The organism is Pseudooceanicola sp. (genome assembly GCF_041987405.1).
GTDB lineage: Bacteria > Pseudomonadota > Alphaproteobacteria > Rhodobacterales > Rhodobacteraceae > Pseudooceanicola.
Genome location: NZ_JBHIWR010000004.1, coordinates 118,278 through 137,311 on the forward strand (window position 1 = coordinate 118,278; position 19,034 = coordinate 137,311).

Here is a 19,034-nt window from a genome sequence, read left to right on the forward strand (position 1 = left end):
GGCCGCGGGCGTACCCGCGACCCATGACAGTCTTGTAAAGCCCGTGAGGGCCGCGGGCTTACGCCTCTGCGGTTTCCTCGACAGCCTCTTCAACCGGGGCTTCTTCCATTTCGCCCACGTCGACGCCTGCGGCGCCCAGCTGTGCGGTCATGCCGTCCAGCGCAGCGCGCGACGCCAGATCGCAGTAGAGCGAGATCGCGCGGGCCGCGTCGTCGTTGCCCGGGATGATGTAGTCGATGCCATCGGGCGAGCAGTTGGTGTCGACAACGGCGACAACCGGGATGCCCAGCTTGTTGGCTTCGGCAATCGCCAGCTGCTCTTTCTTCACATCGATGACGAAGAGCAGATCCGGCACGCCGCCCATTTCGCGGATACCACCGAGGGAGGCGGTCAGCTTCTCCTGGTCACGCTCCATGCCCAGGCGCTCTTTCTTGGTCAGGCCTTCGGCACCGGCGCCCAGCTTCTCGTCGATCTCCTTCAGACGGTTGATCGACTGGGACACGGTTTTCCAGTTGGTCAGCGTACCACCGAGCCAACGGTGGTTCATGTAATACTGCGCGCACTTTTCAGCGGCTTCGGCGATCGGCGCGGAGGCCTGACGCTTGGTGCCGACAAAGAGGATGCGGCCGTTCTTTGCAACGGTTTCGCGAATGACGTTCAGCGCGGCGTCCAGCATCGGGACGGTCTGCGTCAGGTCCATGATGTGGATGCCGTTGCGCGCACCATAGATGAACTCGCCCATACGGGGGTTCCAACGCTGCGTCTGGTGACCAAAGTGAACGCCGGCTTCAAGCAGCTGGCGCATGGTGAACTCGGGAAGAGCCATGTCCTATATCCTTTCCGGTTTACGCCTCGGCGGGGGTGAGAAGCGGATGCTTCAACCGGTGGACCCATGGGGATGTCTGTCCAGGGGCCCGACCCCGCCTGCGGGATTGAGTGGCGGTGCATTACACGCCCCCCTGCCCTTTGGCAACACGCAATCGGCAGTTCCCGGGCGTTATGTCAAAGGAATGTCCGCTCCACGGCCCAGTATATGCCGACACAGGCGATTGCCGCCGAGGCCGGAATGGATATCGCCGCCCGGTACCAGCTCTTGCGCCCGAACCAGGCCCCGACCGCCAGGAAGGCCAGCGCGATCACCGTAAGCTGCCCCAGTTCGACCCCGACATTGAAGCCGATGAGCGCGGGAATGAACTGCCCCTGCGGCAGGCCAAACTCCTGCAGCACGGAGGCAAAGCCAAGCCCGTGCAACAGGCCGAAGCCGAAGATCACCACAGGCCGCCATCGGTGCAGATTGGTCGAAAAGATGTTCTCGATGGCAACAAATGCGATGGAGGCCGCGATCAGCGGCTCCACAATTGCCGGAGAAATGCTGACCAGCCCGAGCGCACCAAGCGCCAGCGTCACCGTATGCGCCAGGGTGAAGGCCGACACCTGCCAGAGCAGCGGGACCAGTTTCGGGGTGAGGAAAAACAGTCCCAGAACGAACAGTATGTGGTCCAACCCCTTGGGAAGAATATGATCGAAGCCGACGGGGATATAGGACGCAAAGGCCTGCCAGCCGCTTTGTGCGCCACCCTCCCGGGCGATCGGCGGGCTGGTTTCGCCGCCCTGAAGATAGGCGGCATAGCCTTCCTCGACGCCCGTCTGTCGCAGGGCCAGGGTGCCATACCCCTCCGGCCAGCTGAGGGTGAAGGGGCCGTCCTGCAACTCTGCGCTGAGGTTGCCGGTCAGGATCAGACGCGAGGGGCGCGCCATCTCCACATCGCCGATCTCGCTAACATCGACACTGTCGAGGGAGAGCGGCACGGTCGTATCGCCCGAGCGCAGCTCAATGCCCTCGGACAGGCGCGGCCAGGCCTCGCGGATTTCGTCGGAGAGATCTTCTGGCGGCAGCACGCGCAAGGCATCGTAATCGGCGGATTTATCAGAGGTATTGGTATTCTCCAGCCCGTCCAGGTCAATCCCGGCAACAAAGGCCTCCGCATTCAGGCGCAGCTCCAGCCGCGCGCTCTCCCCCTCGAGGGAGAATTGGCCGATGGTCGGCAGGACCTCATGCGCCATGGCCACAGCCCCGGTCACAAGGACGGCACCGGCCACACCCAGTCTTGACAGTATCGCGCGTACCTTCAGCTTGGTCTTCATGAAATCCCTGTTGCGCATCACCATTCCCCTTCTTGTTGCTCTAGCTACGCAGAGCAATGCGCATGAGTTTTGGCTTGAACCGAAAAACTTTCAAGGCAGTCCGGGCGAGACTGTCGAAATAGACCTGCGCAACGGACAGGATTTTCGCGGCCAGGAGATGAGCTGGTATGACCCCCGCATCGCCCGGGCGCAGGTCGTGCGCGACGGAAAGTCCGAGGACTATCAGGGGCGTCCCGGCGATCTGCCCGGCATGACGGTGGAGCTGGGGAACGGGCTGACCGAGGTCGCCTATGCCTCTCGCATGTCCCGGCTGACCTATGACAGTTGGGAGAAGGTGATGTCTTTCACCACCGAAAAGGACATCGCGGATTTCGCCGCCCGCCACGCCGCGCGCGGGTTCCCGCAGGAGGGCGTGACCGAAGGCTACTGGCGGTTTTCCAAGACCCTGCTCAGCGGCGGCGCGGACGGCACGGGCAGCGATACGGGGATGGAGACGGAGTTCATCGCCCTCAGCGATCCCTATGCCCCCGGCGCCGACAGTATCCGCCTGCAGCTGATCTATCAGGGTGCGCGCCGCCCCGATGCGCAGGTGGAGATGTGGGAGAAGCGCGCAGGCGACGTTTCGAAGACCCTGCATCGCACGGATGACGCGGGGCATGTCACCCTGCCACTGCGACCCGGTTCCGTCTACATGGTCGATGCGGTGATACTGCGGGAGCCCGCATCCGACCGAGCCCGCGAAGCAGGTGTCATGTGGGAAAGCCTCTGGGCCAATCTCACATATGCCGTACCGGAATAGCTGGACCTCCCCTGCCCGTGCGGGCAAGAAGACGGGATGACACAGACCTCCGACATCCTCTGCATCGGCTCTGTCCTCTGGGACATCATCGGCCGCTCCGCCTCGGTCATGCGGCAGGGGTCGGATGTGCCCGGGCGGATCACCCGCCTGCCCGGCGGTGTCGCCATGAATATCGCCATGGCCGCCGCCCGGTTCGGCCTGCGCCCGGTTCTGCTGACCTCCGTCGGACGCGACCCCGAGGGGGACGAACTGATCGACGCCTGCCGCAGCCTCGGCACCGAGGTCGCGCATATCTATCGCTCCGACGACCTGCCGACCGATCGCTACATGGCGGTCGAGGGGGCCAACGGGCTGATCGCCGCCATTGCCGACGCCCATTCGCTGGAGGCGGCGGGCGACAAGATCCTGCGGCCGCTGCTGAACGGGTCCCTCGGCTCCGACAGCGCGCCCTACGAGGGGCGGATCGCCCTGGACGGCAACCTGACACGGGCGCTGCTGGAAACCATCGCCGTCTCGCCGGCCTTTGCCCGGGCCGATCTGCGCGTCGCCCCGGCCTCGCCCGGCAAGGCCGAACGCCTGCGGCCCTTTCTGACGCACCGCCGCGCCATGCTCTACGTCAATCTCGAAGAGGCCGGGCTGCTGTGCCAGACCACCTTCGACAGCGCCGCCGTGGCCGCCGAGACGCTGGTGGCGCGCGGCGCGGCGCGTGTGGTCGTGACCGACGGTGGCCGCTCCGCCGCGGAGGCCAGCGCGGAGGGTGTCATCACCGGCACCCCGCCCGAAGTGCTGGTGACCCGCGTGACCGGTGCCGGCGACACCTTCATGGCGGCCCATATCGCCGCCGAGGCCGGGGGCGCGGACCGCTCCGCCGCCCTCGACCGCGCCCTGACCGCCGCCGCGCGTTACGTGTCCGGCGATACAGCCCTGTAGGATATCATGACCCTCTATACCGCATCTGCCGAAGTCATTGCCGCCCAGTCCCAGGGCAAACCGATCGTCGCGCTGGAAAGCACGATCATCACCCATGGCATGCCCTACCCCCAGAACCTGGAGACCGCCCGCCAGGTCGAGGCCGATGTGCGGGCCGAGGGGGCGATCCCGGCCACCATCGCGGTGATCGACGGACAGTTGCACATCGGGTTGGAAGAGGCGCAGCTGGAGGCGCTGGCGCAGGCCAAGGACGTCGCGAAATTGTCCCGTGCGGATATGGCCGTCTGCATGGCGCGCGGTGGAACCGGCGCGACGACAGTGGCGGCCACCATGATCGCGGCCCGGATCGCGGGGATCGAGGTCTTTGCCACCGGCGGCATCGGCGGCGTCCATCGCGGGGCCGAGGCCAGCATGGATATTTCCGCAGATCTGCAGGAGCTTGCCCAGACGCCGGTCACGGTTGTTTGCGCCGGGCCGAAGGCCATCCTCGACATTCCGCTGACCCTGGAAGTTCTGGAAACCCTGGGCGCTCCGGTGATCGCGGTCGGTCAGGACAGCCTGCCCGCCTTCTGGTCCGCCACTTCCGACATCCCCGCGCCGCTGCGGCTGGACCAACCGGTCCAGCTGGCCCGGGCGCACCGGATGCGCGCCGCGCTTGGCCTGCCCGGCGGGCAACTGGTCGCCAACCCCGTCCCCGCCGAGGATCAGATCCCGATGGAAGAGATCGAACCGATCATCCAGCGCGCACTGGAGGAAGCCGGTGACAAGGGCATCGCCGCCAAATCCGTCACCCCCTTCCTGCTGGACCGCATTTTCGCCCTCACCTCCGGCCGGTCGCTGGCCACCAATATCGCTCTTGTGCGCAACAACGCCCGGCTGGCCGCGAAAATTGCACAAGAATTGGCCGCCCTGCCCGCAAAACCCTCAAAATAAACGCGATGTCCCATTGCCGCCCTTAACGCCAATGCCTAGGTTTCCATCGAACCTCTTGGACCAGGCCACATGAACGACCCGCTGAGCGAACACCATCACCGCCCCGGCATCTTTGCTCGGCTGCGCTCGTCATTCCTGACCGGGATCGTTGTCATCCTGCCCGTTGCGCTGACCATCTGGCTGCTCTGGACGCTGGCCGGCTGGATCGACGGCTTTGTCCTTCCGCTGGTGCCCGCGACCTTCCAGCCCGAAAAATACATCGGCATCAACCTGCGCGGTGTCGGGATCATCTTCTTCCTGCTGTTCACCATCATCATCGGTTGGATCGCCAAGGGGCTGATCGGCCGGTCGCTGATCCGCTATGCGGAGACGCTGGTCGAACGGATGCCCTTTGTCCGGTCGATCTATTCCGGGGCGAAACAGCTGGCCGAAACCGTCTTTGCGCAGTCCGAGCGCAGCTTTGAACGAGCCTGCCTGATCCAGTACCCGCGCAAGGGAATCTGGGCCATCGGCTTTGTCTCCATCGCGGCGCGGGGCGAGGTGGCGCAGAAGGCCGAAACGGGCTCCGAACTGCTGTCGGTCTTCGTCCCGACGACACCCAACCCGACCTCCGGGTTCCTCCTGTTCTTCCCCAAGGAAGACGTGATCGAACTGGACATGACGATCGAGGACGCGGCGAAGCTCGTGATCTCCGCCGGCCTTGTCTATCCGAACGCCAAGGACCCGTCGAAACCCCTGGAAAAGGCTGCGAAACAGCTCAGTTCAGCAGCGAAGTAAGATCCATGGACGAGGCCTGTCCGATCTGATCGCGATGCGCGGTCAGGAACTGATCCGCCGCCTGCCGCCCGGCCACTTTCAGCTGCCCCAGAAGGATCGGGTTGGGCAGGGACTTCGTCACCACCGACAGATCCCGCATCATGGCATCATCCGCGATCATGTGGACCAGAACGTGTTTCATCGTGCCCTGCGGCACCTGATGCCGTTCCAGTAGACGCTGAACAAAGGCAATCGCCCGCAACTCCCGCAGCAGAGAGGAGTTGAAGCTGATCTCGTTCATCCGGTTCTCGATCTGCTGCGGCGTCATCGGGATCTCGTCCCGCTCCAGCGGGTTGATATTCACGATCACCACGTCGTCCGGCAGCTCCGGATCAAACAGCGGAAAGAGCGCGGGATTGCCGGAATAGCCACCGTCCCAATAGGCCTCGCGCCGCCCGGTGGCGGGGTCGTCGATCTCCACCGCCTGAAACAGCGTCGGCAGACAGGCGGAGGCCAGGATCGACTCCGTGCTGATTTCGCGGCGGGTGAAGATACGCACCTTGCCCGTGCGCACATTGGTGGCACAGATGAACAGCCGCGGCCCCTCCTGCGCGCAGACGCTGTCATAATCGAACTGACGCACCACGGGCTCCAGCGGGTTCTGATAGAACGGCCCGTAGGTGTAGGGAGAGGTGATCCCCTTCATCATGTCCGCAGCCAGTTTGGGCGGCGAAAACGCCATCGCTCGGGCCACATCAGCCGCGGCCGGGGTGAACAGGCTCTGAAAGGCCGTCGCCGCGGGGGTCATCCAGGCCGGCAGGCGCATGTCGCTGACCGCCCCCATCCTGGCCCAGAGCGCGTTGAGCGTGTCGCGCGCGCCCTCGCGCCCGCCGCGCACCCAACCGGCCTTGTAGGCCGCACCGTTCAGCGCCCCGGCCGAGGTGCCGGAGATGCCCGCAACCTCGATCTCCTCCTCGTCCAGCAAGCGGTCGAGCACCCCCCATGTGAAGGCGCCATGCGCGCCCCCGCCCTGCAATGCGAGATTGATCCGCGTGACCATATCAGGCGGCGGTCCAGCCCCCGTCGACAGCAATCGGCTGCCCGGTCAGCTGCGCCGCCGCGTCGGAACACAGGAACACCGCCAGCCCGCCAATCTGTTCGACCGTGGCGAACTCCTTCGAGGGCTGCTTGGCCAGGATGACCTTCTCGACCACCTCATCCTCGGACATGTCGTATTCCTTGGCCGTATCGGGGATCTGCGCCTCCACCAGCGGGGTCAGAACATAGCCGGGGCAGATCGCATTGACCGTGATCGGCTCCTTCGCGGTTTCCAGCGCGACCGTCTTGGTCATGCCGACAACGCCATGTTTCGCGGTCACATAGGCCGCCTTGTAGGGCGAGGCGCGCAACCCATGGGCGGAGGCCACATTGATGACCCGCCCCCATCCCGCCTTGCGCATCAGCGGCAGCGCGGCAGCGGTGGTGTGGAAGGCGGAGGTCATGTTGATCGCGATGATCGCATCCCATTTCTCGACGGGAAATTCGTCAATCGGCGCCACGTGCTGGATCCCCGCGTTGTTCACAAGGATATCGCAGGCCCCGGCCTTTTCGATCAGCGCGCGGCATTGGTCGCCCTTGGACATGTCGGCCTGGATATACCGCGCCTCAACGCCGAATTCTTCTGCGATGCCGGCGGCGAGGGCATGGTCCTCTTCCCGGTCGGTGAAGGAGTTCAGCACGACATTCGCCCCGGCCCCGGCCAGCGCCCGGGCGACGCCCAGCCCGATGCCGGAATTCGATCCGGTGATGACAGCGGTTTTTCCGTTCAGAGACATGACACGATCCTTTTTCGGCATCACTGGCCTTTTTCGGCCTCACTCCCCCCAACATAGATGCTGCACTTGCAAAGAAAACCGTGAAGATCGCCTGCGGGATCATAATCTTTCGACGTCAGGACCCGCGCGGAAAACCGCGGACGATTCGCCAAAATCGCCACCTTCCCGCCCGTCCTTTGCCAAAATTCGAACGCCGGGCGCGGCCAGCATATGAACAAAAAAAACCCCGGCACGAAGCCGGGGTCTAGTTATTGAGGCAGGTTTCATACAGGCAAGAAACCTATCGAGCAGTGCCCCCTTTATAGGCCTTCCCTCAGCGTCTTCCAAGCTAAAAGTTTGAAAACGCGCGAAACCGCGGATAGCGTCTCGGTCAAACAGACAAGGCTGAGCAGGGATTGTTGCCAAAATGAGGCCACACTATTTCGTGACACTGACAACCGCGGCGGCCCTCAGCGCCCTTGTGATGCTTCCCGGCGTCACCCGGGCAGAGCCGCGCCATGGCATAGCTATGTACGGCGATCCCGCGCTTCCACCTGATTTTGTGTCCCTGCCCTACGTCCATCCCGACGCCCCCAAGGGCGGCCGCCTGATCAGCGGCAATGAGGGCAGCTTTGACAGTCTCAACCCCTTTGTCATCACCGGCAACCCGCCCTGGCAGCTGCGCTTTCTGATCTCCGAAGGGCTGATGTACCGGTCCCAGGACGAACCCTTCACCGTCTACGGTTTACTGGCCGAATCGATCAACACGCCAGACGACCGATCCTGGGTGGAATTCACTCTGCACGAGGACGCCCGGTTCTCCGATGGCAGCCCGGTCACGGTCGAGGATGTCATGTGGAGCTACGAGACCCTCGGCACCCAGGGCAATGCGCGATATCGCGGCCTTTGGTCCCAGATCGAGACGATGGACCAGACCGGTCCGCGCTCCCTTCGTTTTACATTCAAGAAGATAGACCGCGAACTTCCCCTGCTGACCGGCTTGCAGCCGATCCTCAAGAAAGCCCAGTTCGCCGACCGCGCCTTCACCTCGCTCAGCCTCGAAGAAGCCCCGATCGGCAGCGCGCCATACTATGTCAGCGCCTATGAACCCGCCCGCTCCGTCACCCTGACGCGGAACGAGGACTATTGGGGCAAGGATCTGCCGATCCGGCGGGGCACCAACAATTTCGACGAGATCCGGATCGAATTCTATGGCGACAGCGCCGTGCTGTTCGAAGGGTTCAAGGGCGGGGAGATCAGCTATATCCGCGAATTCAATGCGGAAAAATGGGCGCGCGATTACAACTTCCCCGCCGTGCAGAGCGGCGAAATCGTGCTGAGCGAAATTCCCTCCGGCCGCCCCTCCGGCATCACCGGCTACGTCATGAACATCCGGCGCCCGCCCTTTGACGACATCCGCGTGCGCGACGCGATGATCCACGCGTTCAATTTCGAATACATCAACGAAACCATGACCGGCGGCCGCCAGCCGCGCATCACCTCCTATTTCTCCCGCTCCGAGCTCGGCATGCGCGACGGGCCCGCCAAAGGCCGGGTGAAGGCGCTGCTTGCCCCCTTCGCCGGGGAAATTCCCGAGGGCGCGTTGGAGGGCTATGCCCTGCCCGTCTCCGACGGCACACAGCGCAACCGCCGCAACCTGCGCAAGGCCGTCGCCCTGCTGGAGGAGGCCGGCTGGCAGGCCGGGGCCGACGGTGTCCTGCGCAATGCCGAGGGCGCGCCCTTTCGCTTCACCCTGCTGCTGCGTCTGGGCGCGAACGAGCTGCAGACCATGGCCGACATCTATCTCAAGGCGCTGGAGCGGCTTGGCATGCAGGTGCAGCTGGAAACGGTCGACAACGCCGCTTATCAGCTGCGGATCACCGATTTCAATTTCGACATGACCGACATCCGGCGGCAGTTCTCGCTCTCTCCCGGCAATGACCAACGGCTCTACTGGGGGTCCGCCGCCGCAGATGCCAAGGGCTCGCGCAACCTCATGGGGGTGTCCAGCCCCGCGATCGACGCGATGATCGATGCCATGGTCAATGCCCGAAGCGCCGAGGATTTCACCGCCGCCACCCGCGCGCTGGACCGGCTGCTGACCGCCGGGCGCTATGTCGTCCCGATCCACAGTTTCGACGTCGGGCGCATCGCGCATGACGCCGCACTGGCATATAACGCTGACAACCTCCCACTGTACGGCGACAGCGTGTACTTCCTGCCCGAGGTCTGGTGGCGCGAGCCCCACTGACTCACGATCTTTCAATCGCCCTGGATGGAACTGTCCCGCGGCGTCGAACATTCTTCTTGTGACACAAGAGACCAAGGAGAGAGCGATGCAGTGGGACGAAATCCAAGCCAACTGGGAGGCCTTTACCCCCGCGATCCTGGATCACTGGCCCGACGCGGAGGAAGACTCGGTCCTCGCGCTCGACGGCAATCGGGACGCCTTCGCTGTCTATCTGTCGGACATCACCGGCGAGTCCCCGCGCGAAACCCTCACCCAGATCGAGGAGTGGCGCATGGGGCACATCCCGACCGACGTGGCAATCGACCCAAAGCGCGACAATGCCAATATCGCGCAAAGCGATCGGCATCTCGGTCCTGGCGAGGAAACCTCGGACCGGGACGATCTCTTTGGCGACGACAATGAGGCCGAACCGCCCGTCGGACGCACCTGACGCTCAATACAAGTTTCGGTCCAGGTCTATCAGGGCCCGCCGTTCCCCCTTGCACCCGGGCGCACTGGTGCTAACCCTGTGCCATGCTGTCTGTCTTCGATCACGGGCCCTTCGCGCCCTGTCCGGCCCCCTTCAACATGGCCGCCCATGTCCTGGGTCATGCGGAACGGCTGCCGGACAAGGTCGCCCTTTCCATCCTAGGCCTGTCGGGGGCGGAGCGCTGGTCCTACAGCCGCCTCGCCAATGCCGTGCGTGGCACCGCCACCGGCCTGATGCAGAACGGATTCGCCCCGGGCGATATCCTGTTGATGCGTATCGGCAATTCGGTAGACTTCCCGATCGTCTACCTGGCCGCGATTGCCGCTGGAATGGTGCCGGTCCCGACCTCATCGCAACTGACCGAACGAGAAGTGGTCAAGATGATCGAGGGGCTGACCCCCGCGGGCATCCTGCGCGATCCGCAGGTTGCGTGCCCCGCCACCAAGGTCCCGCTGATCGAAACGCCCGCCCTGCGCGAGATGCGTGATCTGCCGCCCGCAGACTATCATATGGGTGATCCAGAACGCCTTGGCTACATCGTCTATACCTCTGGAACATCTGGAAAACCCCGCGCCGTCATGCATGCGCACCGGGCCATCTGGGCGCGTCAGATGATGCACCGGGACTGGTACGGGCTGACCGAAAGCGACCGGCTGCTACACGCCGGGGCCTTCAACTGGACTTATACCTTGGGCACCGGGCTGATGGACCCCTGGAGCGTCGGCGCCACCGCCCTGATCCCGGCCGAAGAGGTCCCGGCGGAGGCTCTGCCGCTGCTCTTGAAACGCCACGAAACCACGATATTCGCCGCTGCACCAGGTGTTTACAGGAAGATCATGAACCAGAACGAACATATCGTTCTGCCAAAACTCCGGCACGGTCTTACCGCGGGCGAGAAGGTCTCCGACCATATCCGCGACGCCTGGCGCCAGGCCGGTGCGGGCGAGCTTTATGAGGCCTTCGGCATGTCCGAATGTTCCACCTTCATTTCCGGCTCGCCCACCACCCCCGCCAAACCCGGCGCCCTGGGCAAACCGCAGGAGGGGCGCCGCGTCGCCATCCTCGGCCCCGACGGTCCCGTCCCTTTGGGTGAGGAGGGCGTCATCGCGGTGCACCGCGAAGACCCCGGCCTGATGCTGGGCTACCTTGGCGCGGAACAGGAGGCGCAGGACCGGATGCAGGGCGACTGGTTCCTCACCGGCGATCACGGCCGCATGGATGAGGACGGGCAGATCACCTATATGGCCCGCGCCGACGACATGATGAATGCCGGCGGCTACCGCGTCTCGCCGATCGAGGTGGAATCGGCCCTGCATGACCTGCCCGGCGTCACCGAAATCGGCGTGACGGATTGCGAGGTCAAGGCCGACGCCCGCCTCATCATCGCCTTCTACACCGGCCCCGAACCCCTGGACGAGGCGCAGTTGAAAGCCATCGCCGCCGACCGCCTTGCCCGCTATAAACAACCCCGCGCCTTCGTGCATATCCCCGAGATGCCGAAGAACCCGAACGGCAAACTGCTGCGCCGGGCCCTGCGCGACATCTGGGCCGCACGGGCGCACCAACGTCCCGGCACCAGACCCCTGACCGGAAAGTGAGACTAAATATGGAAACCGGAAACGCCGTCAAACTCGACATCCTCTCCGACCCGATCTGCCCCTGGTGCTATATCGGCAAGGTGCAGCTGGAACGCGCCCTGGCCAAGCGGCCCGATCATCCCTTCGTCATCGAATGGCACCCCTTCCAGCTCAACCCCGACATGCCGCGCGAGGGCGTGGACCGGAAAGCCTACCTGACCTCCAAGTTCGGCGACCGCGCCGACCAGATCTACGGCCAGATCGCGCAACATTTCGACAGCATCGAAGTGGAGGCCAATCTCGACGCCATCTCCCGCACGCCCAACACGCTGAACGCGCACCGGCTGATCCACTGGGCCGGTATCGAGAACAAGCAGAACGCCATGGTCGACGCCCTCTTCAAGGCCAACTTTGTCGAAGGCCGCGATATCGGCGATCGCGAAACGCTGGCCGACATCGCCGACAGCGTCGGCATGGATGCCGCCGTGATCCTGCGCCTGCTGGAAAGCGACGCCGACGAACAGGCGATCCGCGACCGCGACGCGCATTCCCGCGAGATGGGTGTGAACGCCGTGCCGACCTTCATCGTGGCCAGCCAACACGCCGTGCCCGGTGCACAGCCGCCCGACCTCTGGCTCAAGGTCATCGACGAAATGTTGGGCGCGGCGCCGCAGGCGGAATAGGCCAACCTGCCCCTGCGTTTTTGCAGGGCACTTGCCGTGTTTTTGCACCCCGGGCGGCGTGGCCCTTGCCTGGGGATCGTGATAGCAGGGGGCGTTCCGCGCCAAAGGCCCCCATGTCATCCAAGATATCCCAATCCGAGTTTGTCGCCATCATGGCCATGATGGTGGCCACCGTCGCCTTCTCCATCGATTCCATGCTGCCCGCCATGCCGGAAATCGCGGCGGATCTGACCCCCGATGCGCCAAACCGGGCGCAACTCATCCTCACCGCCTTCATCATCGGCATGGGCGTCGGCACGCTCTTCACCGGGCCGCTGTCGGACACCTTCGGGCGCAAGACGATCATCAACCTCGGCGCGGCGCTCTATATCCTGGGCGCCACCCTCGCCTGGGCCGCCCCGACGATGGAGCTGATGGTCGTCGCCCGCGTCATGCAGGGGATCGGTGCCGCCGGGCCGCGCGTCGTCTCGCTCGCCATCGTGCGGGACCTCTACGCCGGGCGCGAAATGGCCCGGATCATGAGCTTCGTCATGGTCGTCTTCACCATCGTCCCCGCCCTGGCCCCCTTTCTGGGCGAACTGGTGATCGGCATCGGCGGCTGGCGCAGCATCTTCATCAGTTTCATCGTCTTCGCGACCGTCTCGAACCTCTGGATGAACGGGCGGCTGGACGAATCCCTGCCCCGCGCGGACAGACGCCCCTTCCGCCTCGCCGCGCTCTGGCTCGCGCTGAAAGAGATGATGGCCCTGCCGATGGTGCGCGGGTCCATCTTTGTCCAGGTGATCATCTTCTCGCTCATGTTCACCTCGATCTCGCTGATTCAGCCAACCTTCGACCTGATCTTCGGCCGCGCCGCCCAATTCGCGATCTTCTTCTTCGTGATCGGCATTTTTTGCGCCACTTCCTCCATGGTTAACGCGGCCTTTGTCATCCGCTACGGCATGCGCGCCATCTGCACCCTGGCACTTGCCGTCACCACCCTGGCCACGGCCCTCATCCTCGCCCTCACCCTGCTCGGCGTGGAGGGGGAGGTCTATTTCTGGTGCTTCGTTGTCTGGCAGACCGTCGTCTTCTACCAGATGGGCCTGACGGTCGGAAACCTGAACGCCCTCGCGATGGAGCCGATCGGCCATATCGCGGGCCTCGGCGCCAGCGTCATGGGGGCCATCGCCACGGTCACCGGCGGCATCATCGCCACCGTCATCGCCCAGACCTTCGACGGCACCACCCTGCCCCAAATCATCGGCACCCTAGCGCTGCTGGTCCTCGCGATCCCCGTATTGCTCTGGATGCGCCGCCTCGACCGGCCGACCGGGGTCGTGGCGCGCACGGATTAAGCCGCTGGTAACCATTTCCGACTTAGCTCTGTTCCGTTCCTTTCCCCCTATTCCGCGATGCGGTAGGTGTGGAGCCGAACCCGCATCGCGAAGGAGCGACCGATGGCCAAGATCAAGGTGGACAACCCGATAGTCGAAATGGACGGGGACGAAATGACCCGGATCATGTGGCAGTTCATCAAGGACAAGCTGATCCTGCCCTATCTCGACATCGACCTGCTCTATTACGACCTCGGGATGGAGGAGCGTGACAGAACGGACGATCAGATCACCATCGACGCCGCTGAAAAGACGAAGGAAATCGGTGTCGCGGTCAAATGCGCCACGATCACGCCCGATGAAGCGCGTGTGGAGGAATTCGGCCTAAAGAAGATGTGGAAATCCCCGAACGGCACGATCCGCAACATCCTTGGCGGCGTCGTCTTCCGCCAGCCCATCATTTGCCGCAATGTCCCCCGCCTCGTCCCCGGCTGGACCCGCCCGATCGTTATCGGCCGTCATGCGTTTGGCGATCAGTACAAGGCCACCGATTTCACCTTCCCCTGCGCCGGCAAGCTCTCGATGAAATTCGTAGGCGAGGACGGCACGGTGATCGAGAAAGAGGTCTTCGACGCCCCCTCCGCCGGGGTGTTCCAGTCGATGTACAACCTCGACAGCTCCATCATCGACTTCGCCCGCGCCTCGTTCAACTACGGGCTGATGATGGGCTGGCCGGTCTATCTCTCCACCAAGAACACGATCCTCAAGGCCTATGACGGCCGCTTCAAAGACCTGTTCCAGCAGATCTTCGAGGAGGAATTCGAAGAGCGGTTCAAGGAGAAGAAAATCTGGTACGAGCACCGGCTGATCGACGACATGGTCGCCTGCGCCATGAAGTGGAACGGCGGTTTTGTCTGGGCCTGCAAGAACTACGACGGCGATGTCCAATCCGACACCGTGGCGCAGGGCTACGGCTCCCTCGGGCTGATGACCTCGCAGCTGATGACCCCCGATGGCAAGATTGTGGAGGCAGAGGCCGCCCATGGCACCGTCACCCGCCACTATCGCCAGCACCAGGCTGGCGAAGCGACCTCGACCAATTCCATTGCCTCGATCTACGCCTGGACCGGCGGGCTGAAGCACCGCGCCAAGCTGGACGAAAACACCGCGCTCATGGCCTTTGCCACGACGCTGGAAAAGGTCATCGTCGAAACGGTGGAGGATGGCCACATGACCAAGGATCTCGCATTGCTGGTCGGGCCGGATCAGGGCTGGCTGACCACAATGGGTTTCCTCGAAAAGGTGGACGAGAACCTCAACAAGGCGCTGACTGGATAATTCGTTCTGTAAAAAGAAAGCCAGCCGGAACAACCGGCTGGCAATCGTTCTGCTATCTTTGACGTCGCCGCCGAGACAGCACCGACAGACCCGCCAAACCGCCCATAAGCAAAAGCGCCGAGGCGGGAAGCGGAACAGCCGGCGTCGCGTCATAGGTAAGAGACGCGCTTAGAAAATCGTATGAGTTTCGATTGTTGCCCACCTCATTGTACCCCAACCCTGTATCCGCGAGCCGGGTCGAGAACGCCAAATCGACCATACCGTCGGCCAGTAGGGTACTCAGCAACGCGGCATCCACAGTCGCTGTCGCCTCGAGTACACTGGCATATTGATTGCCGACATCGCCCGAGATCCCGCTGAAGGGGTCGTCGGACGGATCATTGTTGAACAGAACCCCGAAAACCGCCCCGTCCAGAAGGATCGCAACCGCCTCCAACGCACCATCGAAATCGCCACGCGCCCGGATCACCAACGTTCCGTCCCCCGCCGCCGGAGGCGGTGCGGTCAAACTCGTGCCGATCATCCCCCCGCCCGGGTTACAAAAATCGTAGTGATCTACTTCGCAGTATTCTTCGACCATAAAGTTGAGGCTGACTGGGGCTGCAATGAGCGCTCCGGGCAGGCTACAAACAAGGAAAATCGCGAAAGTTCGCAGTCGTGAATAAAGCATTAGCATCCCCCAAATCTATGCATCAAACGCAGGGAATGCTAAGCGACGAGGTGCCGTAGCGTCAAGTTTACCAGGTGCTCTCGTCGTCTGGAGTGTGCTTACGGCCGGATCCGCATATGACGTCATTGGCTGGTGGCTAACTCCTACCACCAGCCTAATTTCACGCAGCCGCGCGATCGTGTTTGCCTTCTTCGACCTCTTCGATGATCTTGGCCACGAAGGCCTCCAGGTCGTCGGGCTTGCGTGAGGTGATGATCCCCTTGTCCGTCACCACTTCGCTGTCTTCCCAGTGACCGCCGGCATTCTTTACGTCGGTCTGGATCGACGGATAGGAGGTCACCTTCCGCCCCTTCACGACACCGGCCTCGACCAGCATCCAGGGACCGTGACAGATCGCGGCGACCACCCTGCCCTGGTCATGCATCGCCTTCACGAAGCTCACCGCCTCCGGCTTCGTGCGCAGGATATCCGGGTTGATCTGGCCGCCCGGCAGCACGATGGCGTCATAGTCTTCCGGTTTGACCTCGCTTAGCGCCTTGTGGACCTCGGCCTCGCGGCCCCAGTCGCTCTTGTCCCAACCCCGGATGGCCTTCCCGTCCGGCGACACGACATGAACCTCGGCCCCTGCGGCGGACAACTTGTCGCGCGGCACTTCCAGCTCGCTCTGTTCAAAACCGTCGGTGGCCAGCACGATGATGCGGGATGATGTGATATCGGGCATTGTTCCCTCCTTGATACGAAAAAGGCCCCTCGGGCCATTCGCGGAATCAACTGTCCCGCCTCCGCAAGGTTCCTGTGCCATCGGTCACGTCATCGTGGATCGGAGCCTCCCCGCCGACCCCGAGGTGGACCCCCCCCCTTCACCTTTCCAAAAATACTCCGGGGGAGTCCGCAGGACGGGGGCAGCGCCCTCTACGGCCGCGACACCTGCCCGCCGCCCACGGCCATCTTCACACCGGTGGTCGAGGGGCAGGAGGTCGGCATCCCCCGCGCCACCCGCACTGCGAGATAGCCGAAGGCCTGCGCCTCCAGCATATCGCCGTCCAGCCCGACCTCCTCGACCGGCAGCACCGGACAATCCAGCGCGACGGAAAGCATCTCCATCATCACCGGGTTGCGCCGCCCGCCCCCGGTGACCAGCAGCTGCTCCGGCATGACCGGACAATGCTCCATCCCGCGCAGCACGGCCGCCGCGGCCATCCCGGTCAGCGTCGCCGCCGCGTCCGCATCCGCCAGCTCGCGGACCAGGGACATCATCTCCGGAAAGGCATTGCGATCCAGGGACTTCGGCGGAATGCGCGAAAAATAGGGGTCATCCAGAAACAGCTCCAGCGCCCCGGTTTCCACTTGCCCGGTCATCGCCAGCTTGCCGTCCTCGTCATAGTCCAGCCCGCGCCGGTCCAGCATCAGATCGTTGATCGGCGCATTCGCGGGCCCGGTGTCAAAAGCCAGCACCGCGCCTTCCGCCTCCGGCCGTGCGATACGTGGGTCGACCCAGGTCAGGTTCCCCACACCGCCGAGGTTGAGAAAGGCCAGCGGCGCCTCCGCCCCGATCCAGCGCGCGCAGGCGTGGTGGAAAAAAGGCACCAGCGGCGCCCCCTCGCCCCCCAGATCCACATCGGCCGAGCGGAAATCCCAGACCACCGGCACGCCCAGATCCGCGGCCAGGATATCGCCATCCCCAACCTGATGCGTCCCCCGCCCGCGCGGGTCATGCGCCAGGGTCTGACCGTGAAAGCCCACGATCTCCACATCGCGAAACCGCTCCAGCAGTTCCTGATGCGCGGCCATGACAACGCGCTTGGCCTCCGCCACATCCGGATCGTTGGGCCATTGCCCAAGCGCCCGGTGCAGCACCGTGCGATCTTCGGGCGTGTAGCTACGATACTCGCATTCGGCAAAGCCCAGGATATCCACCCCATCGGTCACGACCACCGCCGCATCCACCCCGTCGAGCGAGGTGCCCGACATGGCGCCAAGCGCCCGCACCGGGCCTTTCTTTGCAACTGCCTTCGACACGGTCTTTTCCTTCGCCTGCCTGCCGCCTATAGAGTGCCCTGCACCTCAACCCGGGACAAGAGACATGACATACCATCCCAAGTCGGACTTCATGAGCGTGATGATCGAGCGCGGCTTTCTCGCCGACTGCACCGACTATCAGGCGCTCGATGATGCACTCTGCGCGGGGGTGGTGCCCACCTATATCGGCTATGACGCCACGGCCAAATCGCTGCATGTCGGGCATCTGCTGAACATCATGATGCTGCGCTGGCTGCAGAAAACCGGGCACAAGCCGATCACCCTGATGGGCGGCGGCACGACCAAGGTCGGCGATCCCAGCTTTCGCGCCGATGAACGCCCCCTGCTGACGCCCGAAGCGATCGACGCCAATATCGACGGCATGAAGCAGGTCTTCGCCAAGTACCTGACCTATGGCGACGGGCCGACCGATGCGCTGATGCTCAACAATGCCGAATGGCTGGACGGGCTGAACTACCTCGATTTCCTGCGCGATATCGGTCGGCATTTTTCGGTCAACCGGATGCTCAGCTTCGAGTCGGTGAAATCCCGGCTGGACCGCGAACAGTCGCTCAGCTTTCTCGAATTCAACTACATGATCCTGCAGGCCTATGATTTTCTGGAGCTCAACCGCCGCTACGGCTGCCTGCTCCAGATGGGCGGCTCGGACCAGTGGGGCAATATCGTCAACGGCATCGACCTGACCCGGCGCGTGCTGGATCACCAGATCTTCGGCCTCACCTCGCCGCTGTTGACCACCTCGGACGGCAAGAAGATGGGCAAGAGCCAGGGTGGCGCCATGTGGCTCAATGCCGACATGCTCAGCCCCTACGAATTCTGGCAGTTCTGGCGCAACACCACCGATGCCGATGTGGGCCGGTTCCTCAAGCTCTATACCGAACTGCCGGTGGAGGAATGCGACCGTCTTGCCGCGCTCGGCGGGTCGGAGATCAATGATGCGAAGATCGTTCTCGCCAACGCCGTCACGACGCTCTGCCACGGGGCGGAGGCCGCTGCCGCCGCCGAGGCGACCGCGCGCGAGGTCTTTGAAAAAGGCGGCGTGGGTGACGACCTCCCGACCCTGGACCTGACGGCAGAAGAGGTCGGCGACGGCATCTCCGTGGTCCAGCTACTCGTCCGCTCGGGCCTCGCCAAGACCGGGAAGGAAGCGAAACGCCTGATCGCCGACAATGGCGCGCGGATCGACGACGCGCCGTTGACCGATGCGGGGCTGGTGCTTGACGCCACGGCGCTGGCCTCCCCGGTCAAGCTCTCGGCGGGCAAGAAGCGGCACGCGCTGGTGAAGCTGGCGGGGTAATTGCCGCCAGACACGG

Annotated in this window: 18 protein-coding genes; 11 read left to right on the top strand and 7 right to left on the bottom strand. The window is 63.8% G+C overall.

Annotated features, from left to right (window positions below):
- Positions 1–58: 58 nt before the first annotated feature.
- The gene (gene rpsB / locus ACFC2Y_RS11645; RefSeq protein WP_375172903.1) at positions 59–826 is read right to left on the bottom strand and encodes a 30S ribosomal protein S2; all 768 of its coding nucleotides are present in this window, start codon (positions 824–826) and stop codon (positions 59–61) included.
- Positions 827–1,002: 176 nt separating this feature from the next.
- Positions 1,003–2,163 (bottom strand): HupE/UreJ family protein, encoded by a 1,161-nt coding sequence (locus ACFC2Y_RS11650; protein WP_375172902.1) that lies wholly within the window; start codon positions 2,161–2,163, stop codon positions 1,003–1,005.
- On the opposite strand from ACFC2Y_RS11650, the gene ACFC2Y_RS11655 reads away from it, so the two are divergent.
- The 4 genes from ACFC2Y_RS11655 to ACFC2Y_RS11670 all read left to right on the top strand — a co-directional run bounded on the left by ACFC2Y_RS11655 (position 2,144) and on the right by ACFC2Y_RS11670 (position 5,584).
- Positions 2,144–2,944: a DUF4198 domain-containing protein gene (locus ACFC2Y_RS11655; protein WP_375186141.1), complete on the top strand. Its 801-nt coding sequence runs from the start codon at positions 2,144–2,146 to the stop codon at positions 2,942–2,944. The genes ACFC2Y_RS11650 and ACFC2Y_RS11655 overlap by 20 nt on opposite strands.
- A 36-nt stretch (positions 2,945–2,980) precedes the next feature.
- Complete coding sequence (locus tag ACFC2Y_RS11660) at positions 2,981–3,874, top strand: PfkB family carbohydrate kinase (RefSeq protein ID WP_375172900.1); 894 nt, start codon at positions 2,981–2,983, stop codon at positions 3,872–3,874.
- A 6-nt stretch (positions 3,875–3,880) separates the two neighbouring features.
- A complete protein-coding gene (locus ACFC2Y_RS11665) occupies positions 3,881–4,807 on the top strand; it encodes a pseudouridine-5'-phosphate glycosidase (RefSeq protein WP_375172899.1) in 927 nt (308 codons plus the stop codon).
- A 69-nt stretch (positions 4,808–4,876) separates the two neighbouring features.
- A complete protein-coding gene (locus ACFC2Y_RS11670) occupies positions 4,877–5,584 on the top strand; it encodes a DUF502 domain-containing protein (protein ID WP_375172898.1) in 708 nt (235 codons plus the stop codon).
- On the opposite strand, the gene ACFC2Y_RS11675 is transcribed toward ACFC2Y_RS11670, so the two are convergent.
- Entirely contained in the window at positions 5,565–6,623 is a 1,059-nt protein-coding gene (locus ACFC2Y_RS11675) for a patatin-like phospholipase family protein (protein ID WP_375172897.1), read from the bottom strand. The two genes, ACFC2Y_RS11670 and ACFC2Y_RS11675, sit on opposite strands and share 20 nt — an antisense overlap.
- A 1-nt stretch (position 6,624) precedes the next feature.
- Positions 6,625–7,398: a 3-hydroxybutyrate dehydrogenase gene (locus tag ACFC2Y_RS11680; protein ID WP_375172896.1), complete on the bottom strand. Its 774-nt coding sequence runs from the start codon at positions 7,396–7,398 to the stop codon at positions 6,625–6,627.
- 406 nt (positions 7,399–7,804) lie between these two features.
- Between ACFC2Y_RS11680 and ACFC2Y_RS11685 the strand changes: the two genes are divergently transcribed.
- The 6 genes from ACFC2Y_RS11685 to ACFC2Y_RS11710 all read left to right on the top strand — a co-directional run bounded on the left by ACFC2Y_RS11685 (position 7,805) and on the right by ACFC2Y_RS11710 (position 15,011).
- Positions 7,805–9,628 carry an extracellular solute-binding protein gene (locus ACFC2Y_RS11685; protein ID WP_375172895.1) on the top strand — a complete coding sequence of 608 codons (1,824 nt, stop codon included), beginning with the start codon at positions 7,805–7,807 and terminating at the stop codon, positions 9,626–9,628.
- An 85-nt stretch (positions 9,629–9,713) separates the two neighbouring features.
- Positions 9,714–10,058: a hypothetical protein gene (locus ACFC2Y_RS11690; protein ID WP_375172894.1), complete on the top strand. Its 345-nt coding sequence runs from the start codon at positions 9,714–9,716 to the stop codon at positions 10,056–10,058.
- An 83-nt stretch (positions 10,059–10,141) separates the two neighbouring features.
- On the top strand, positions 10,142–11,695 hold the full coding sequence (locus ACFC2Y_RS11695; RefSeq protein ID WP_375172893.1) for a class I adenylate-forming enzyme family protein: 1,554 nt from the start codon (positions 10,142–10,144) through the stop codon (positions 11,693–11,695).
- Between the two features lie 8 nt (positions 11,696–11,703).
- Complete coding sequence (locus ACFC2Y_RS11700; RefSeq protein WP_375172892.1) at positions 11,704–12,357, top strand: DsbA family oxidoreductase; 654 nt, start codon at positions 11,704–11,706, stop codon at positions 12,355–12,357.
- Positions 12,358–12,470: 113 nt separating this feature from the next.
- The gene (locus ACFC2Y_RS11705; protein ID WP_375172891.1) at positions 12,471–13,694 is read left to right on the top strand and encodes an MFS transporter; all 1,224 of its coding nucleotides are present in this window, start codon (positions 12,471–12,473) and stop codon (positions 13,692–13,694) included.
- A 102-nt stretch (positions 13,695–13,796) separates the two neighbouring features.
- Complete coding sequence (locus ACFC2Y_RS11710) at positions 13,797–15,011, top strand: NADP-dependent isocitrate dehydrogenase (protein ID WP_375172890.1); 1,215 nt, start codon at positions 13,797–13,799, stop codon at positions 15,009–15,011.
- 52 nt (positions 15,012–15,063) lie between these two features.
- Here the strand turns inward: ACFC2Y_RS11710 and ACFC2Y_RS11715 are convergent, their stop codons facing one another.
- From ACFC2Y_RS11715 to ACFC2Y_RS11725, 3 genes are all read right to left on the bottom strand, one after another.
- Positions 15,064–15,681 carry a VPLPA-CTERM sorting domain-containing protein gene (locus ACFC2Y_RS11715; RefSeq protein ID WP_375172889.1) on the bottom strand — a complete coding sequence of 206 codons (618 nt, stop codon included), beginning with the start codon at positions 15,679–15,681 and terminating at the stop codon, positions 15,064–15,066.
- A gap of 160 nt (positions 15,682–15,841) precedes the next feature.
- Positions 15,842–16,402: a type 1 glutamine amidotransferase domain-containing protein gene (locus ACFC2Y_RS11720; RefSeq protein ID WP_375172888.1), complete on the bottom strand. Its 561-nt coding sequence runs from the start codon at positions 16,400–16,402 to the stop codon at positions 15,842–15,844.
- Positions 16,403–16,593: 191 nt separating this feature from the next.
- Positions 16,594–17,652 carry an anhydro-N-acetylmuramic acid kinase gene (locus ACFC2Y_RS11725; protein WP_375173721.1) on the bottom strand — a complete coding sequence of 353 codons (1,059 nt, stop codon included), beginning with the start codon at positions 17,650–17,652 and terminating at the stop codon, positions 16,594–16,596.
- A gap of 112 nt (positions 17,653–17,764) precedes the next feature.
- Between ACFC2Y_RS11725 and tyrS the strand changes: the two genes are divergently transcribed.
- Positions 17,765–19,018, top strand: a complete 1,254-nt coding sequence (gene tyrS / locus ACFC2Y_RS11730; protein WP_375172887.1) for a tyrosine--tRNA ligase — start codon at positions 17,765–17,767, stop codon at positions 19,016–19,018.
- Positions 19,019–19,034: the final 16 nt, after the last annotated feature.

What these genes read in the sequence shown, in the direction of transcription:
- rpsB (WP_375172903.1), bottom strand. Translation starts at nt 826, where the DNA reads ATGGCTCTTCCCGAGTTCACCATGCGCCAGCTGCTTGAAGCCGGCGTT.
- ACFC2Y_RS11655 (WP_375186141.1), top strand. Translation starts at nt 2,144, where the DNA reads ATGAAATCCCTGTTGCGCATCACCATTCCCCTTCTTGTTGCTCTAGCT.
- ACFC2Y_RS11650 (WP_375172902.1), bottom strand. Translation starts at nt 2,163, where the DNA reads ATGCGCAACAGGGATTTCATGAAGACCAAGCTGAAGGTACGCGCGATA.
- ACFC2Y_RS11660 (WP_375172900.1), top strand. Translation starts at nt 2,981, where the DNA reads ATGACACAGACCTCCGACATCCTCTGCATCGGCTCTGTCCTCTGGGAC.
- ACFC2Y_RS11665 (WP_375172899.1), top strand. Translation starts at nt 3,881, where the DNA reads ATGACCCTCTATACCGCATCTGCCGAAGTCATTGCCGCCCAGTCCCAG.
- ACFC2Y_RS11670 (WP_375172898.1), top strand. Translation starts at nt 4,877, where the DNA reads ATGAACGACCCGCTGAGCGAACACCATCACCGCCCCGGCATCTTTGCT.
- ACFC2Y_RS11675 (WP_375172897.1), bottom strand. Translation starts at nt 6,623, where the DNA reads ATGGTCACGCGGATCAATCTCGCATTGCAGGGCGGGGGCGCGCATGGC.
- ACFC2Y_RS11680 (WP_375172896.1), bottom strand. Translation starts at nt 7,398, where the DNA reads ATGTCTCTGAACGGAAAAACCGCTGTCATCACCGGATCGAATTCCGGC.
- ACFC2Y_RS11685 (WP_375172895.1), top strand. Translation starts at nt 7,805, where the DNA reads ATGAGGCCACACTATTTCGTGACACTGACAACCGCGGCGGCCCTCAGC.
- ACFC2Y_RS11690 (WP_375172894.1), top strand. Translation starts at nt 9,714, where the DNA reads ATGCAGTGGGACGAAATCCAAGCCAACTGGGAGGCCTTTACCCCCGCG.
- ACFC2Y_RS11695 (WP_375172893.1), top strand. Translation starts at nt 10,142, where the DNA reads ATGCTGTCTGTCTTCGATCACGGGCCCTTCGCGCCCTGTCCGGCCCCC.
- ACFC2Y_RS11700 (WP_375172892.1), top strand. Translation starts at nt 11,704, where the DNA reads ATGGAAACCGGAAACGCCGTCAAACTCGACATCCTCTCCGACCCGATC.
- ACFC2Y_RS11705 (WP_375172891.1), top strand. Translation starts at nt 12,471, where the DNA reads ATGTCATCCAAGATATCCCAATCCGAGTTTGTCGCCATCATGGCCATG.
- ACFC2Y_RS11710 (WP_375172890.1), top strand. Translation starts at nt 13,797, where the DNA reads ATGGCCAAGATCAAGGTGGACAACCCGATAGTCGAAATGGACGGGGAC.
- ACFC2Y_RS11715 (WP_375172889.1), bottom strand. Translation starts at nt 15,681, where the DNA reads ATGCTTTATTCACGACTGCGAACTTTCGCGATTTTCCTTGTTTGTAGC.
- ACFC2Y_RS11720 (WP_375172888.1), bottom strand. Translation starts at nt 16,402, where the DNA reads ATGCCCGATATCACATCATCCCGCATCATCGTGCTGGCCACCGACGGT.
- ACFC2Y_RS11725 (WP_375173721.1), bottom strand. Translation starts at nt 17,652, where the DNA reads ATGTCGGGCACCTCGCTCGACGGGGTGGATGCGGCGGTGGTCGTGACC.
- tyrS (WP_375172887.1), top strand. Translation starts at nt 17,765, where the DNA reads ATGACATACCATCCCAAGTCGGACTTCATGAGCGTGATGATCGAGCGC.